This window comes from Vibrio sp. Y176, from assembly GCF_033438945.1.
The window spans coordinates 398,637-412,493 of sequence record NZ_JAWOQS010000004.1; the positions used below are offsets into that span (position 1 = coordinate 398,637).

General features: G+C 46.6%; 15 protein-coding genes. 3 read left to right on the forward strand and 12 right to left on the reverse strand.

Annotated elements, in window-relative coordinates; translation table 11 throughout:
- The first annotated feature begins 13 nt into the window (after positions 1-13).
- From nfuA to cysQ, 3 genes are all read left to right on the forward strand, one after another.
- Positions 14-598 carry a Fe-S biogenesis protein NfuA gene (nfuA, locus tag R7O13_RS13060; protein ID WP_005379313.1) on the forward strand — a complete coding sequence of 195 codons (585 nt, stop codon included), beginning with the start codon at positions 14-16 and terminating at the stop codon, positions 596-598.
- Positions 599-774: 176 nt separating this feature from the next.
- The gene (gene nudE / locus R7O13_RS13065; protein ID WP_005379309.1) at positions 775-1,344 is read left to right on the forward strand and encodes an ADP compounds hydrolase NudE; all 570 of its coding nucleotides are present in this window, start codon (positions 775-777) and stop codon (positions 1,342-1,344) included.
- A 44-nt stretch (positions 1,345-1,388) separates the two neighbouring features.
- Entirely contained in the window at positions 1,389-2,216 is an 828-nt protein-coding gene (gene cysQ, locus R7O13_RS13070) for a 3'(2'),5'-bisphosphate nucleotidase CysQ (protein ID WP_005379308.1), read from the forward strand.
- Between the two features lie 303 nt (positions 2,217-2,519).
- On the opposite strand, the gene R7O13_RS13075 is transcribed toward cysQ, so the two are convergent.
- The 12 genes from R7O13_RS13075 to gspC are packed head-to-tail and all read right to left on the reverse strand — an operon-like array spanning position 2,520 to position 13,828.
- Positions 2,520-3,281, reverse strand: coding sequence for a type II secretion system protein N (locus R7O13_RS13075; RefSeq protein WP_318304006.1), 762 nt, complete (start codon positions 3,279-3,281; stop codon positions 2,520-2,522).
- A gap of 1 nt (position 3,282) precedes the next feature.
- On the reverse strand, positions 3,283-3,774 hold the full coding sequence (locus R7O13_RS13080) for a type II secretion system protein M (RefSeq protein WP_005383002.1): 492 nt from the start codon (positions 3,772-3,774) through the stop codon (positions 3,283-3,285).
- Positions 3,775-3,781: 7 nt separating this feature from the next.
- Positions 3,782-4,984: a type II secretion system protein GspL gene (gene gspL / locus R7O13_RS13085; RefSeq protein ID WP_025768306.1), complete on the reverse strand. Its 1,203-nt coding sequence runs from the start codon at positions 4,982-4,984 to the stop codon at positions 3,782-3,784.
- Complete coding sequence (gspK, locus tag R7O13_RS13090; protein WP_005382999.1) at positions 4,953-5,963, reverse strand: type II secretion system minor pseudopilin GspK; 1,011 nt, start codon at positions 5,961-5,963, stop codon at positions 4,953-4,955. Before gspK ends, gspL begins: the two co-directional genes overlap by 32 nt.
- The gene (gene gspJ, locus R7O13_RS13095; RefSeq protein ID WP_132936677.1) at positions 5,956-6,633 is read right to left on the reverse strand and encodes a type II secretion system minor pseudopilin GspJ; all 678 of its coding nucleotides are present in this window, start codon (positions 6,631-6,633) and stop codon (positions 5,956-5,958) included. Before gspJ ends, gspK begins: the two co-directional genes overlap by 8 nt.
- A complete protein-coding gene (gspI, locus tag R7O13_RS13100) occupies positions 6,620-7,009 on the reverse strand; it encodes a type II secretion system minor pseudopilin GspI (protein ID WP_017635009.1) in 390 nt (129 codons plus the stop codon). Before gspI ends, gspJ begins: the two co-directional genes overlap by 14 nt.
- Positions 6,996-7,595, reverse strand: coding sequence for a prepilin-type N-terminal cleavage/methylation domain-containing protein (locus R7O13_RS13105; RefSeq protein WP_213969808.1), 600 nt, complete (start codon positions 7,593-7,595; stop codon positions 6,996-6,998). Before R7O13_RS13105 ends, gspI begins: the two co-directional genes overlap by 14 nt.
- A 29-nt stretch (positions 7,596-7,624) precedes the next feature.
- Positions 7,625-8,068 carry a type II secretion system major pseudopilin GspG gene (gene gspG / locus R7O13_RS13110; protein WP_005379298.1) on the reverse strand — a complete coding sequence of 148 codons (444 nt, stop codon included), beginning with the start codon at positions 8,066-8,068 and terminating at the stop codon, positions 7,625-7,627.
- Positions 8,069-8,127: 59 nt separating this feature from the next.
- Positions 8,128-9,345: a type II secretion system inner membrane protein GspF gene (gene gspF, locus R7O13_RS13115; RefSeq protein WP_033905910.1), complete on the reverse strand. Its 1,218-nt coding sequence runs from the start codon at positions 9,343-9,345 to the stop codon at positions 8,128-8,130.
- On the reverse strand, positions 9,345-10,847 hold the full coding sequence (gene gspE / locus R7O13_RS13120; RefSeq protein ID WP_005379296.1) for a type II secretion system ATPase GspE: 1,503 nt from the start codon (positions 10,845-10,847) through the stop codon (positions 9,345-9,347). The genes gspF and gspE overlap by 1 nt, the downstream gene beginning before the upstream one ends.
- On the reverse strand, positions 10,847-12,865 hold the full coding sequence (gene gspD / locus R7O13_RS13125) for a type II secretion system secretin GspD (RefSeq protein WP_005379295.1): 2,019 nt from the start codon (positions 12,863-12,865) through the stop codon (positions 10,847-10,849). The genes gspE and gspD overlap by 1 nt, the downstream gene beginning before the upstream one ends.
- 36 nt (positions 12,866-12,901) lie before the next feature.
- On the reverse strand, positions 12,902-13,828 hold the full coding sequence (gene gspC / locus R7O13_RS13130) for a type II secretion system protein GspC (protein WP_115385654.1): 927 nt from the start codon (positions 13,826-13,828) through the stop codon (positions 12,902-12,904).
- Positions 13,829-13,857 lie beyond the last annotated feature (29 nt).

Here is a 13,857-nt window from a genome sequence, read left to right on the forward strand (position 1 = left end):
TCGGGTATTCGTCGTGTCAAATATTACTATTACAGAAACTGCGCAAACGCATTTCGCTAACCTTTTAGGTCAACAACCTGAAGGCACTAACATTCGTATTTTCGTTGTGAACCCAGGTACACAAAACGCTGAGTGTGGCGTGTCTTACTGCCCACCAGAAGCAGTAGAATCGACCGACACTGAACTCTCTTACAGCGGTTTTTCAGCTTACGTGGATGAGCTAAGCCTGCCATTCCTTGAAGACGCTGAAATCGATTTTGTTACCGATAAAATGGGCTCTCAGCTAACGCTAAAAGCACCTAACGCTAAAATGCGTAAAGTTGCGGACGACGCACCACTGGTTGAGCGCGTTGAGTACGTTATCCAAACTCAAGTGAACCCACAACTTGCTGGCCACGGTGGTCACGTAAACTTGGTTGAGATCACTGAAGACGGTGTTGCGATTGTTGCATTTGGTGGCGGTTGTAATGGCTGTTCTATGGTTGACGTAACACTAAAAGAAGGCATCGAGAAAGAGCTGCTAAACCAGTTCATTGGTGAACTAACCGCAGTTCGTGATGCTACAGAACATGACCGTGGTGATCACTCTTACTACTAAGAGTAAACACTGTCAGAAAATGGGAGGCTTCGGTCTCCCATTTTTGTATCGATACTGAGGTGATGCTGAGATGCTTAGCTCGACTCGTAAAATCCGCTAGAAACTCAGGCGGAGTTCTCATATATTAAGAATCTTACGCATCTCGTAAACGCCAACGACACCAAGGAGCCAGCGTCATGCCGAAACGAACCCCACCAGAGATACTCTCATGCCAGACGGTTGCAAAATCCAAACTGTTTGCTGTGGAAGCGCTCGACCTTCGTTTTTCCAATGGTGAGCACCGTACTTATGAGCGTATGAAGCCAAGTGGACGAGATGCTGTAATGGTAGTCCCTGTAACAGAACAAGGCGATTTATTACTGGTGCGTGAATACGCCGCTGGAACTGAACGCTACGAGCTAGGTTTCCCAAAAGGGCTGATTGACCCAGGAGAAACACCACACCAAGCTGCGGATCGTGAGTTAAAAGAAGAAATCGGCTTTGGCTGTAATCAGTTAACCCCGTTGAAACAAGTTATCCTCGCGCCATCTTACTTTTCGAGCAAAATGACTCTATTTTTAGGACAGGCGCTTTATCCAGAGAAGCAAGAAGGCGATGAGCCTGAACCACTGGAAATTGTGCGTTGGCCACTTGCGCAAGCCGAAGAGTTATTAACTCACATGGATTTCTGTGAAGCACGAAGCATCACAGCGCTAATGTTGGCACTGAAACACTTACCAAACACCACTCACAAGCATAACCAATAACGGTCATTAGAACCGAATAACACTGTGAGTAAGGACTATCACTTATGCCAATGACAAAAGATCTATCTCACCTACTTCCTCAAGTCATCGAGATTGCCCGCAGTGCTGGGCAAATGATCCTCGAAATATATGAAAAGAAGCAATACGAGGCCTACACCAAAAGTGACGAAACTCCCGTAACAAGTGCAGATATTGCAGCTCACAAGTTCATCACTGAACGCTTGAGTGATCTGACGCCTGACATTCCCGTGTTGTCAGAAGAAGACGCAGACATAAGCTTAGAGCAACGCGCTCAGTGGGAACGTTATTGGTTAGTCGACCCTCTTGATGGTACTCAAGAATTCATCGCTCGCAGTGGTGACTTTGCCACTATTATTGCGTTGGTCGACAACAATCGACCAACCATGGGCGTCGTTTACGGCCCTGTATCTGGCGTGACTTACTACGCTTATAATGGCAAAGGCGCCTGGAAAATTCCCGACATGTCGGACAGCGTCAAAATCCATACACACAAACACGAACAGCCAGAGCAAAGCATCGCAATTGCTATTAGTCGTCGCCAAGACATCAATCGTATTACTAACCGTATGAGCAGCGCCTGGAATTACGACTTAATACCGCTCGGTTCTGCAGCATTGAAAGCATGCCTCGTCGCGGAAGGGGCGGTAGATTGCTATCTCCGACTAGGTCCAACAGGTGAGTGGGACACCGCTGCGACACAATGCATTGTTGAAGAAGCTGGCGGACGTATTCTCAGCACGCAATTAGAACCGCTGTCATATAACGAGCGGGAAACACTAGAAAACCCGAACTTTATTGTTCTTGGTGATGCGGATTTACCTTGGAATGAGATTTTACAACGCAAAGATTAAGCGCCTTATCGGTAAAATTTAGAGCACAAAATTCTAGCAATAGAAAGGCCACGAATATCTTCGTGGCCTTTTCTTTTTGACCTTCTGTACAGCACTTGGAGCATTTGGCCTACTATGTTCCAATTGCCTGCAAAGCTGAACGAAAGAAAACAAATCGATTAAAAATCATGGCTTTAAACTTTCACTCATTCCCAATCAAGATCGAATGTACAGCGAATAGAGGTTTTAGCTTACGATGATCCAAAAGCAAAAAGAGCTGCACAATAGCAGCTCTTTTAAGATATTGGATTTTGTCACGATAGGTTAGAAGCGCCCTTGGTAATTAAACTCATATTGACCTTGAGCATTCGGCTTACCCAGCCATTTCAGTTGCTCCCCCATGCTGGATGGGAACTCTGCACCAGGTTTGAACCACGCTTTGGTTGAGTACCGTTGATTAGGCATCAGTTCAGCGGAAAACGCCGCAGAGACTTGTTTGCTGCTCTGCTCACCAGTTGCCGTCAATACACTATCCTGACAGTTTATATCGGCAATCACAGGACCGAGATCTAAGCTGCCAACGGGGCTTTGAATACCACTGGCATTCCATACTAAAGTGCCTTCACCGTTCTTACACCAAGGCGCAGCATAAGTCGCATGACGAATATTCAGCTCAAGTTGCCCATCAACACCAACAGGCACAGGGAGGCGCGCTTGCTCAACAACTTTTACCGCCGGAATCGAGGCAACTAAGTTTTTGGCATAAGGGCCATCACTTAAGCTATAACCGACAAAACCGCGCCCACGAACGTCCATTTCACTACCACGACCAAAGCGCACAGCAAACTCAGCTTTACCTGTCAGTAGACTCGACCATTGGAAATCCCAATTAACTTCTCCAAGGTTCTGGCGCTGCCAACGAATACTAGAAGCTTTACCTTGCCATACCGAACCGTTGGCTCCTTGAATGTCCAGGCCTCTCACTGTTGGTGCTTGTTGTAACACCCAAGAGACTGGTAATCCCATTAAAAGACTGACTGAAAAAAAGACGATAAAGATAACAACGTAAAGTACTGCTCGCTTCACCTTAACCTCGCTTAAACTGAAGGCGGTTTACATCGATCATGCCCGCTTGCTCTGTTCGGTCGATATCTAAAAATTCGACTTCAATACCCTGTTGCTCTTTCAAGTAACGTAACCAATCCACTAGTTGATTAAACGCGAGTGGTTTGATCCACACTTGAACGCTCTCATTACGAGGTTGTACTCTAATCAACTCAACTTTATAACGACGAGCTGAAGAAGAAACCAACTGATTCAACGGTTGACTAGAGTAGCTCACACCGCTGCTTTTTCGCAGTGCAGTGATGCCATCCGCTTTATCTTGTACCCAAGCTAGCAACTGCTTTTCACTTTGAATACGTGACTGAGCTAGCTCCGCACGTTGACTCATTGGCTGTAATAAACCCCAATAAATAATACCGATAACGGCAATAGCGCCACATCCCATGACCAAACGCTGCTCACGCTGCGAGATGCTGCTCCACCAAACCTGAGCTTGAGAAATTAAATTTTTCATCATCACCTCACAAACGCTTCAAAACAAAGCTGCCAACCACAACGTTATCGCTACGGTTCAACTGACCTTGCTCAACATTAAACTTCTCTGCCAATTTCACACGAGCCTGCTCAAAAGGTTGGAAGTCTGAACTACGAGCCTGAATACGTACTTCGCCACGTTGTCCGTCGTATTTAAAGCTAGTGATCTCCAAGTCGCTGACCTGACCAAGCGTCGCGGGTAATGCCGCCAACCATGACAACATTGCCTGCTGGCCACTTCCACCAGATAAGCGGCGCTCTTCATCATCCATTTGTCGTTTGAGGTAACTAACGGTAGGAATGCGTCGTTTATTTGGGAACACCTGGCGGAAAATACGCTCACTCTCCTCACGATACGCTTGAGCTTGTGCTTCGTACTTGTGGACCACGAGCAACTGCTGCGCAACCATGACGACGATAAGCACCCCCGCAGCAATGGTGGCTTTTTGCCAGAGCTTCCAGTATTTACCCCAAGAAGATTTCGGCTTGAAGATCCCAGTCAGCAAATTGACTTTGCTTTCTGTCACCCCCTTCGCCAGTAAAGCCATCGTCATTTCTTCTGGTTGCGGCTCCCATATTTCAGGTAACGCAGATTCCGGGACCGAGCTATAGCAATCGAGCTTCCAACCTTCATGATTTTGTAGATAAGAAGAGAGGTAAAGGTCTAACCAAGAAGCGTCGACAACCGCGCCCTCTGTCGCAGAGTGACGAATCAGCCATTGCTCGCCAATCATTGCAGCACTGCTGTGATCTCCACGAACCGGTAACGCAAGCACATCGGGTAAAATGCGTTTAATGGCGATACCTTGGCTTGAGAAACGTTGCAGTACAGTCTGAATCCAAGCACGTTCAACTGCGCAAATCTGCGCTTTATCCGCTTGTTTACCCAACACGCTAAAGTGCAGGCCATCAACGTCCTGAGCAACTTCGTCTTCCACTAAGTACGGTAACATCGCCTCGAATTGGCGTGTTGCACCAGGCGGTATATCCACTTGCGTCAGGACCACATCATTACTCGCCAGCAGCGCCACAACTTGGCGCTGACCAGCATATGAGACCAACTCATCTAAGTGTTCCCATCCGGCGATTTCACCGCTAGCAATCACTTCCTGTTGATCTGTCGACCACACCACCCAAGGAATGGTACTTTGTTGTTCGCTACTCAGCCGAACGGTCAGAAACTCGCTCACTGATCCCTCCAAAACGACGGCGAACTACGGTCACCGTTTCTCTATTTGTACTTTGTAAAAGGCTTCGGATACGTACACGTGATTCATCCACCAACACTTGTGCATCCAATTCAAAAAAGGCGCTATCCACACCCAAATAGCCTTTGGCGTTTTTCTTTACATCTTCACTTAAGCCAGCCATTTCTGACTCTGCTAAAAATTCATCAATGCTATCCCACCCATCAAATGGGCGTTTTTCAATTAGCTGAATCGCATCACTACTGCTTAAGTTTGGTGAGAACATTGCCACCAAAATCGGAGTTTGCTCAACATCAATCGTATTCACGTTTAAACGCCAGTCATCACTTGGTAATGCACAGACCAGCGGCTCCAATTTTTGGAAAATTTCACCACTCACCTGATAGACAGCCCGTAACTCGGAAGCATCTGCCATCCAACCATTTGATGCTAAATAGGAAGGCTTCATCGCTTCATATGTGCTGTCTTCAACCCCAGTAGTCGAACGGACAGAGTCGTCAGCATCAATATATTCCCAAGTAGAGTCTGCAATGATTTCTGCTTGATATGGCTCGACATCCAACTCTTCTAATAGGCGCTGCAATACATTCACTAAATATGGTCTTGTAATTTGCTGACCCGTTGGTTGCACACGACTCAATACATTTAGATTAAAGCACGCTTGCTTGTCTCTAATTCGTCCCGCCGCTTGACCATAATCTAACGGATAGACTTGCTCTTTTATCGCCCACGGTTGACTCATATTAATCGTGTCGGTGTCTTTATAACTTTGCTCGATACCCACTTTTGCTAGCGCCTCGACGCCAAGGCTGTACCAGTACGCTTGCTGGTAATTGATTTGATTAGCGCCTCGCTGAAACTGCAGGAACAAACGTTCCGACATGCTGGCGGCAACCGTCGCCATAATCGCCAGCAACATCAACACTATAATCAAAGCAACACCGCGCTGACGGTTAACCATTATTGCTGTCTCCTGAACTTTCCTCTTTCTGACTCAATGTGCCATCAGGAGTGAGATAAGTGCGGGCAATTTCTCCATAGTCTTTGAGAGTGAGAACAACAGAAACCGCTTTCGGCAGCGCTTTTTCTTCAGCCCACTCTTTTTTCCATTGCTTACCATCATAGAAACGCATATCAAATGACTCGACCTGCGTTAGCAATGGAGTAACAGTACCTTGTTGCCCAACCGGCGTATCAGGATAGCGCCACCATACTCGCTGCAGTGTTTCTTCTTTTAAGCGATAGCCAACCTTGGTTACTTCTCCACGAGGGAACTGCTGCTGAGGATTGTGCCAACCTAAACGGGCAAACATCAGCCCTTTAGTATCGGAGTCCAACAGGTAATCGGACCAAAAAATTAGCCGGCTAGCAGGCTCTTCACCATTAGTACGTGTTTGACGCATCGCCATTTGACGAAAATCGTTATCCATCATAACCATGGCACGCTGAATTTCGTTTAAGCGTTGGGTTCGTTCTTGTGATAGCGCATTGCTACGCTGTACTTGCGATACCACTTGGTACGCTGCGACACTTAAACTGGCAAAGATGGCAATCGATACCAACACTTCAATAAGTGTAAAACCTTTTACCCTTTGGCGCGTGTTTGCGCGGAGATGATTATTGCGCCACATAGCTTCGTACCGTTACTACAGGGCTCGCGCTTTTCTCTACCGAGACGCTCACATCAAATGCTTTCAGCAATGGCTGCGTCGTGGCGACTGGCGTGACTTTCCAGAACCAAGTGCGTCCTGCCAGCTCTTCTGTGCCGTTTTTCGCTTTGAGTTCTCCGGTATTCAACATCACATTTGCCATCTGATTATCCACAACCATGGCTGCAAACATTTTTTCTTCTAGATAACTGATTGTATTAATATGCTGGCTCACAGAGCGAATGACACTGATGGCAGCGGTAGCGAAAATTGCCAGTGCGACCAATACTTCCAGTAAGGTCATGCCTCTCGTCCGGCGATGACTCAAATTTGGGCGAGCTTGCTTAAAATTGCGCATTCTCATCCTCTTTCACTTCTTCGCCCGGAGCTAATAACAAAATTTGTCCACTTTCTTTGCCAATGACTCGCCAACCGTCATTAAAGGCATCACCATTTTGCGGAAAAAAAGACAGGGTAAATGGCGTGACTTCGGCGCTGGAAAAGATAAACACTTGCGGTGGCTCAATTTTCTTTTCGTCCTCTTCTTCTGCGAACATGTCTTCATCAAAAAGAGAACCTGGTTTGAATAAGCGCTCATCATTATCCCAAGCACCACCTCCGAGCTCGAGTTGTAGCGTAATATCTTCTTCTAGCTTGGTTTTGCTCGGAATCTGCTTTAATTTCAGAGGCTGCCAACCTTCTGAGGTTAAACTCAGTAGAGCGTAGGTCGATTTGGTATCATCCACTCGAACGCCAAAATCTTTACCGCTCAGCACCGCTTCTTCATTGAGCAGCTGTAAACGCTGAAAAAAGCTTTGAGCATACTGTTTGGAAAGATCTTTTTGGCTAGTCGGTAACGTCGAGATCACGGCCACAGCCGTAAGAGATAGCAAAACCAGCACCAATAGAATTTCTATCAATGTAAAACCGTTATGTTTTCGCATTTGTTTCATTAGTGCTGGCTTAGGCTCAATTATTGGAAGTCTTGCATGTTCCAGTTGCCAATATCTGCAGCTGGACCTTCTCCACCCTCTTGGCCATCTGCGCCTAGAGTGAAGATATCGATTGTACCGTTATCACCTGGGCTTAAGTATTGGTACTGGTTGCCCCAAGGGTCATTAGGAAGACGTTTGATGTAACCACCATCACGGTAGTTGCGTGGCTCTGGGTTAGATGGCTTACTAACCAATGCTTCTAGACCTTGGTCCGTTGTTGGGTAAACGCTGTTATCCAACTTGTACATATCTAAGGCATTTTCCAGCGCTACGATGTCCGTAATCGCTTTTTGTTGGTCAGCCTTCTCTTTGTTACCCAATAGGTTTGGAACAACAAAACTTGCCAAAATACCTAGGATAACCACAACAACCATCACTTCTAAAAGTGTAAAACCCTGTTGTTTACTACGCTTAAACTTCATTTTTTTCTCCGAAAGTTAGATTAAAGCCATGCCGTTAGTAGACACGTCTTAATTCGAAATTATCCGCTCATCAAGTTATTCATTTCTAACATTGGCATCAAGGTCGCCATCACAATGAACAACACTAATCCAGCCATTAATGCAATCAGCGCAGGAGTAAACACACCCAGAGCAATATTGACTGTTGATTCAAAGTTTTGATCTTGGTTATCGGCTGCCCGCGTCAACATGCTCTCTAATTCACCACTTTGCTCACCACTGGCGATCATGTGTAGCATCATTGGTGGAAACAAGCGGGTTTGGTCCAACGCCTTACGCAAACTAGCGCCCTCTCGAACGTTATCCGCTGCAAGCAACACTTGCTGCTTCACATAACGGTTAGACATAACATCTACCGCAACGCGCATACCCTCTAGAATTGGAATCGCACTGGAAGTACAGATCGAAAGCGTTCGTGCGAATCGTGCGGTATTCAAACCTCGAGAGATCTTACCTATTAGCGGTAAGCTCAAGATTTTTCTGTCCCAAGCTAAGCGAAAGTCTGGCTTTTGCAACGCCAGTTTGAGGCCATAGAAAAGCACCACCAGCACAACGAAAATAATCAGCCCCCAATCTTGCACAAACTCACTGGCTGCCAGTAAAAATTGCGTCGATTGAGGTAACTCTTGGCCCATCTGAATGATGGGTTCAATGATTTTAGGAACCACTGTCGCCAATAAGAACGAAACGATGACAACCGCGAATACCACCAAAACTACAGGATAAATCATGGCTTGAAGCAATTTAGATCGCATCTTTTGGCGGTTTTCGACATAGTCTGCCAAACGCTCTAATACGGTATCGAGGTGACCTGATTTTTCACCCGCCGCAACCATGGAGCGGTACAGTTCATCAAACACGTGTGGGTAATCGGCAAAACTGTCGGCAAGCGGATAACCCTCTGTTACTTTCGAGCGAACCGCAGCCAACATAGAACGAATCCTCGGCTTTTCAGCCTGCTCAGATACCGCACGCAAACACTCTTCCAAAGGCATTCCTGATTGGACTAGCGTAGACAATTGCCGTGTGATGAGTGCCAGCTCAGATGTTGAGATACCGCGCTTAAAGCTGACTGAACCTGAAGACTTAGCCGATTTAGCTTTCGTCTCGACCACTTCAATCGGGATCATCCCTTGCTCTTTGAGTCGCTGGCGCACTTGTCGGGCGTTGTCCCCTTCTATCGTGCCTTTTTTATGCTTGCCTTTTGCATCTAGCGCTTTGTACTCAAATGCCGCCATTAGGTTTCCTTCGTCACTCGCATCACTTCTTCAAGTGACGTAATACCACGACGTACTTTGCTTAAACCATCACTACGAATACTTGGCGTATGGGCGCGAACGGCTCTCTCAATTTCTTGTTCACCAGACTCTCGATGAATCAACTCTTGCACTTGCTCATCAACCATAATGAGCTCGTGGATACCTGTTCGACCTCGGTAGCCTTTTTGGTTGCACGCTTCACAGCCTTTTGCTCGGTGCAGTTCTAACGGTTCATGCGCTTCCATACCAAACAGTTTTTTCTGTTCCGCATCGGCTTCATACGGCTCTTTACAGCTTGGACAAAGCGTTCGAACTAAGCGCTGCGCTAGCACCCCTAATAACGAAGAAGAAATAAGGAATGGCTCAATCCCCATATCACGTAGACGCGTAATCGCACCCACTGCGGTGTTGGTGTGGAGAGTCGACATTACCAAGTGACCCGTTAAGGACGCTTGCACTGCAATTTGTGCGGTTTCTAAGTCACGGATCTCACCGACCATCACCACATCCGGGTCCTGACGCAGAATGGCACGCAAGCCGCGCGCAAACGTCATATCGACCTTTGGGTTCACCTGAGTTTGACCGATGCCATCAATATCAAATTCGATCGGGTCTTCAACCGTTAGAATGTTGCGCTCGTTGCTATTGATCTCTTGCAAGCCAGCATACAAGGTGGTTGATTTACCAGAACCTGTCGGGCCCGTCACCAAGATGATACCGTGAGGGCGGCCAATCAAGTGACGGAAGTTGTCATGCACTGAAGGTGTCATGCCCAAACTATGTAAATCAAGACGAGTCGCGTTTTTATCCAACAAACGCATTACCACGCGCTCACCATGTGAGGACGGCATCGTAGATACACGCACGTCCACCGCACGACCACCGATACGCAACGAAATACGGCCATCTTGAGGCACACGCTTTTCTGCGATATCTAGTTTAGCCATAACCTTCACACGAGAAACTAGCAAAGGCGCTAGCTTACGGCTTGGAGTCAGGACTTCACGCAATACGCCATCGACACGGAAACGAATCGAAAGGGTTTTCTCGAACGTCTCAATATGAATATCCGACGCACCTTCTTTGATCGCTTCGCCCAACATGGCGTTGATCAATTTGATGATTGGCGCATCGTCTTCCGATTCTAATAAGTCTTCATCGTGCGGCAGTTCTTCAGCCAAAGAGAAGAAATCATCGCTATCAGCACCAATATCTTCCATCAACTGACGCGCTTCAGACGAGTCGCGTTGATATGCTTCGGTCAGCTTTTTATCAAAGGCTTCTTTATCGATAGGTTGCGGTACGAAGCTTTTCTTTAATACACGACGGACTTCAACCAGAGCCGCAGGGTTAAGCGGCTCGACATAGTAAAGAATAGGTGGACGCTCAGGATGCTCTGTCTCCAGCACCAGTTTAAAGCGGTTGGCAAAACTGAATGGCAGACGACGCATACTTGGCGCTGTGTCTAACATATCAACCATTAGTTGTTTTCCATTTGATCAATAAACGCTTGAATCTCTGTTGGGTGCTGACGCTCCTGGCCAAAGGCTGGCATAACCGGGATCTTCTCGTCTGCCATCAACTTCAACCCTTGATCCGCTTTATAAAGCTGTTCTGCGCGAATAAAGTTGTATTTACGCTGCGTAATACCGTCAGCCGTCACACCATCGCGAATAATCGTCGGCTTGATGAACACCATCAAGTTACGTTTTTCTGTTTGCGTGCTAGTTGACTTGAACAGATGGCCAAGTACCGGAATGTCACCCAATAGCGGCACTTTAGACTCACTTTCAAGTGCGCGTTCATCGACCAAACCACCAAGAACCAACATCTGACCATCTTGGATCATGACAGAGGTGTTTAACTGTCGTTTAGCAAAGCGAACGTCAACCGCACCGTTTGCGCCTAATACGTTGGAAACTTCTTGTTCAATGTTTAACTGTACAGAGTCACCTTCGTTAATTTGTGGCACTACTTTGAGTTTGATACCGACTTCTTTACGGTCAACCGTTTGGAATGGGTTGTCGTTGTTTGAGCCAGCCGTAGAGCCCGTAATAACCGGAACCTCTTCACCCACAATAAATGATGCTTCGCCATTATCCATTACAGTAATACTCGGAGAAGATAGAATGTTTGAGTTGGAGTCAGAAGCAACAGCACTAATTAGCGCTGTCCAGTCACCCATGACAATACTCATTGCCGCACCATTTACTCCGCTAAGCGCTGACGCTAGCGTAGAGTAGTCACCTGATTCAGTAACATCATATGGCGTTCGTTCGCCATTAGAGTTGGTATAGTATTCAGTGCGGGTTTGATCTTTTGCTTCTTCTAGACCAACCATCACCTGACCAATCGGGGCTCCTGAGTTACCGTACTGAATTACAGCACCCGTTTCTAACGAACCCCACTGAACACCTAGGTTAATACCATCACCTTCAGACATTTCGACAATTAACGCTTCAATAAGAACCTGAGCACGACGAATATCGAGTTGAGAAATGACGTCTTGTAATGCCATCATAATATCTGGTGGCGCTGTTAAAACTAACGAGTTAGTTGCAGCGTGAGCAGCAATGACGACCTCACCACGCGATGCACCTGATGTTTTCTGACCGGCTTGCTTTTCAGCTTGCAGGTTATCGGAAACACCTTTCAATACATCCACCAAGTCTTCAGCTTTCGCATTTTTCAGGTACACAACTCGGTTGTTACCTTTTGTCGCCATTTCAACATCAAGTTGACGAATCAAACGTTTCAAGCGGGCTCTTACTTTTGGATCACCAGAAATTAAAATCGCGTTAGTACGTTCATCGGCCACAATTTTAGGTTCAAGGAACTCTGGCGTGCTTTTCTGATTCGCACTTTTATTCAGTGCTTCGACAATGCGTACCATTTCAGCAGCAGATGCATTACGCAGCTCCACCAATTCAATTTCTTTATCACCGGCTTGGTCAACACGCTTGATGATCTCTGCTAAGCGATTCACTACTGCCGCACGACCAGTAATCAAGATAATATTCGCTGGATCATAATGAACCACGTTACCGGCACCGGCGTTATCAATCAGCTGACGAAGTAGAGGAGACAACTCACGGACCGACACATTACGCACCGCGACAACTCGAGTGATAACACTATCGCCTTGCGCGCTGCCATCACCTAACACAGGGATTGCTGAGGTTTTTGAGTCTTTTGCTTTGATAACCTTAAGTACCCCATTGTCCATCTCTACGACTGCGTAACCGTATACTTCAAGGACATTAAGGAAAAAGCTGTAATATTGCTCTTCGTTAAGTACGTCATAGCTGCGGACATCGATCTTACCGCGTACTGAAGGATCAACAATGATGGTCTTTTCGAGGTTACGACCCACTATGTTGATGAATTCTTGAATATCAGTGCCTTTAAAGCTCGCACTAAATTCGTTTGCCATTGCACCTGGTACGCAGAGTAAACTTCCTGCTAGTAGCCAAGCACTTTTGCTGAACCAATGTTTCACGTATGTCTCCCTGAACTTACGCCGGTTGCCTAAGTCTTACAATTGGATATAGATATCGTACTGTTGGCCGTCTCGCTCAACAGTTAAATTTAATTCTTGCGGATCGCTCATCACTTGCATCAGTTGTACTGAAGAAGACGGGTCACTTAAATCGATCCCGTTCAGTTGAACCGCAATATCACCAGGTTGTAGCCCTACATCATTAAATAATGCGGCATCACGACCAGGTGATACTCGATAACCAACAATGTCTCCGTCTTTTTTGACGGGTGAAATGGTGATGTATTTAAAAACGCTTTGTGGATCTTTCGCAATTTCCTCGCGGATTTGCTCTAATTTCTCTCCAACGTCAGACGTCGCTGCTTCTGCTCGCTGAGCTTGCGCCCTAGCTACCTGCGGCGATTCAGATAGCTTCTTATATTCTATACCTTGCATCATTAAGGTCTCGTCTCGACCTTGGTTATCAATGATGACGCGATCCACCAATACCGCTTTTAGCGTCGCACGTGTCCCTTCGATTTCTTCACCCAAACCGTACGTAGCTTGCTTACCTCGGTTAGCAATAACAGCAAGGCTGGTATTGGCATCACTGCTGGCAACCGCACCGACTAGGGTGAGGTTAAGGCGCGTCTTAGGGGCGTCTTTAACAATAGGCTGTTCTACAACTGCCGCTTTTTGCTCAGTGAATTTACCGAATAGGTTGGCATTCTGAAGGGCATTAAAATCTATCGCGTCGCCTTTATTACTCGCAGTAACGCTACTCGCCGATGGACGCCATTGCGGCACTTCCGACGATTGAGGTATGGCTAACCACACAATTTTGCCAAGTATCCATCCGGTTATCGCAATAAACAGACAGGTAAGCAACAAGCTAAGTTTGGCTTGAATGGTATAATGATTGGACTTGATCTGAGCCAGTAGCGGTCTGCTTGATAATCCTGCACTTAGCTCTAAACGTTTCACTGAATGGATTCCTTTATTCTAACGTCCGT

Bases quoted from the DNA above. Each gene is read 5' to 3' on its own strand.
- gspG (WP_005379298.1), bottom strand. From the start codon at position 8,068: ATGAAGTTTAAGCGTAGTAAACAACAGGGTTTTACACTTTTAGAAGTG.
- gspF (WP_033905910.1), bottom strand. From the start codon at position 9,345: ATGGCGGCATTTGAGTACAAAGCGCTAGATGCAAAAGGCAAGCATAAA.
- R7O13_RS13080 (WP_005383002.1), bottom strand. From the start codon at position 3,774: ATGAAAAATTTAATTTCTCAAGCTCAGGTTTGGTGGAGCAGCATCTCG.
- gspI (WP_017635009.1), bottom strand. From the start codon at position 7,009: ATGCGCAATTTTAAGCAAGCTCGCCCAAATTTGAGTCATCGCCGGACG.
- gspJ (WP_132936677.1), bottom strand. From the start codon at position 6,633: ATGTGGCGCAATAATCATCTCCGCGCAAACACGCGCCAAAGGGTAAAA.
- gspK (WP_005382999.1), bottom strand. From the start codon at position 5,963: ATGGTTAACCGTCAGCGCGGTGTTGCTTTGATTATAGTGTTGATGTTG.
- gspE (WP_005379296.1), bottom strand. From the start codon at position 10,847: ATGGTTGATATGTTAGACACAGCGCCAAGTATGCGTCGTCTGCCATTC.
- R7O13_RS13105 (WP_213969808.1), bottom strand. From the start codon at position 7,595: ATGCGAAAACATAACGGTTTTACATTGATAGAAATTCTATTGGTGCTG.
- nudE (WP_005379309.1), top strand. From the start codon at position 775: ATGCCGAAACGAACCCCACCAGAGATACTCTCATGCCAGACGGTTGCA.
- cysQ (WP_005379308.1), top strand. From the start codon at position 1,389: ATGCCAATGACAAAAGATCTATCTCACCTACTTCCTCAAGTCATCGAG.